The organism is Microvirga sp. P5_D2 (assembly GCF_054049475.1).
Genome location: NZ_JBFUMH010000343.1, coordinates 1 through 1,998, shown reverse-complemented (window position 1 = coordinate 1,998; position 1,998 = coordinate 1). Strand labels below are relative to the sequence as shown.

Below are 1,998 nucleotides of genomic sequence, written 5' to 3'. Positions count from 1 at the left end.
GATGACACTCAACGATCTCGCATGCCGGCGGGAGCTGCCGTTTCATTGTACGAACCGTATTTTACTCCTTGGCAGGATGTTCGGCCCGTGCTACCCCTGTTTGCAATTGATAAAAACAACTAATTCGGAGGAATAGTTGTGAACTCGTTCACAATCGGTGCCGCCAAGGTTACTCGTATTGAAGAGGTTCTGGAGAAGGGCTTTCAGCCGTCGTTTCTCCTGCCGGGTTTCGACCCTGCCATATTCCAAAAGCATCCGCAGCTTGCCCAGCCGAACTTCTTCGATGCGGAGACCGGGCGCTCCTTCTCAAGCATTCATTCTTGGTTGATCGAGATCGGTGGGACGAAGATCCTAGTCGATACCTGTTCAGGCAATGGAAAAGAGCGCGCCCTCCCGCTGTTTCAGCGATTCCACATGCTGAACTTTCCATTCCTGGAGAATCTCGCGAAAGCAGGTATTCAGCCGGAAGATATCGATATCGTCTTCTGCACTCATCTTCACATCGACCATGTGGGCTGGAACACGCGCAAAAGCGGTGACAAATGGGTTCCGACTTTCCCGAATGCGCGATACATCTTCGGTAAGGATGAGTACGAGCACTGGACGACCGGCAAGGGTCCAGGCGTCTTTCCCGAAAATGTCGCAGTCATCGAGGACAGCGTTCTTCCTATTACGGAAGCGGGCATGGCAGAGTTCGTCGAAGATGGCGATGAGATCATGCCCGGTCTCAAGGTCGAAGCCGCGCCCGGTCACACCAACACGCAGCTGATCCTGAAATATACTTCGCCGGAAGGATCATTCGTGATTTCGGCGGATTGCATTCATCAGCCGATTCAAATTTACGCACCCCATCTTAATTCCTGTTTCTGCGAGAACCAGGAGGCGGCGCGGGAAACCCGGCGCAAGCTGCTCGACTTCTGCGCCGACAGCGGCGCCCTCCTCCTGCCGATGCATTTTGGGCCACCCCACGCAGGTTTCGTGCGCCGCACTGGGGACGGCTATCGTTTTGAGCCTGCACAAGCGACACAAGCGCGTGAACTTTCTCAGGACAAGGTTGAAGCAACCTCCTGACCTGGCACGCGGATTTTGCGAAATTGAAGGAGCTATGACGTGGGATACACGATCGCTGAGAAAATTCTGGCCCGCGTCTCGGGCAAGGACGCGGTCAAGGCTGGAGATGAAGTTCTGGCCAAGCCCGATTACGTGATTGCCTATGACTTTCCCGGTTACACCGATGTCTATTTCAAGCAGATGAAAGAGGATTTCGGTATCGAGCGTGTTGCCGAACCGGATCGTTACGCCATCTTTATCGACCACATGGTTCCGGCTACCTCCCCCAAGGAGGAAGAGCTGCACATAGGAACCCGCAAATGGTGCGCCGAAAATGGCGTCGCTCTCTATGAGCGCCGTGGCATTGGCCACCAGGTAGCGGCCGAGGTTGGCTATGCTGTACCCGGTGCTTTCGTGGTGCATTTCGACGGGCATGTGAGCCAGCTCGGAACCTTCGGCACCCTGGCCATGGGCATTCGGCGCAACATCCTGGAAGCCTTCGTCCGTGAGCGCATTTCGATCAAGGTTCCGCATACGGTGCGGGTCAATCTCACCGGTACGTTGAACAAAGGAGTCATGGCGCGCGACGTGTTCCACCACCTCGTCCGCACGATGGGCCCGTCCTCCTGCCGCTTCCAGGTTCTGGAACTCGGCGGCCCAGCCCTATCGCAGATCTCGACCGAAGGGCTTCAGACCATCACGGGTCTTGCAATGTTCACGGGAGCGATCACGGCCATCGTCAATCCCGATGCGGAGCGCCTCGAATATGCGCTGTCCCGGGCGAAGAAGAAGATCGAGCCGGTCTTCAGCGATGAGGATGCGGAATACTCGGCCGTTTACAACATCGACCTGGATAACCTCGAACCGCTCGTAGTTATCCCCCCGACGCCGGCCAATTCCCGCAACCTGTCGGAGTTTATTGGCCTCGAAAGTCACGCAGGCTATCTC

The 1,998-nt window shown here is 56.1% G+C and carries 2 protein-coding genes; both read left to right on the top strand.

The window, feature by feature from the left end; genetic code table 11:
* Positions 1-138 precede the first annotated feature (138 nt).
* Complete coding sequence (locus tag ACXJKO_RS31485) at positions 139-1,071, top strand: MBL fold metallo-hydrolase (RefSeq protein ID WP_457094930.1); 933 nt, start codon at positions 139-141, stop codon at positions 1,069-1,071.
* A 39-nt stretch (positions 1,072-1,110) separates the two neighbouring features.
* On the top strand, positions 1,111-1,998 hold an 888-nt coding region (locus ACXJKO_RS31480), incomplete at its 3' end, for an aconitase family protein (protein ID WP_457094929.1).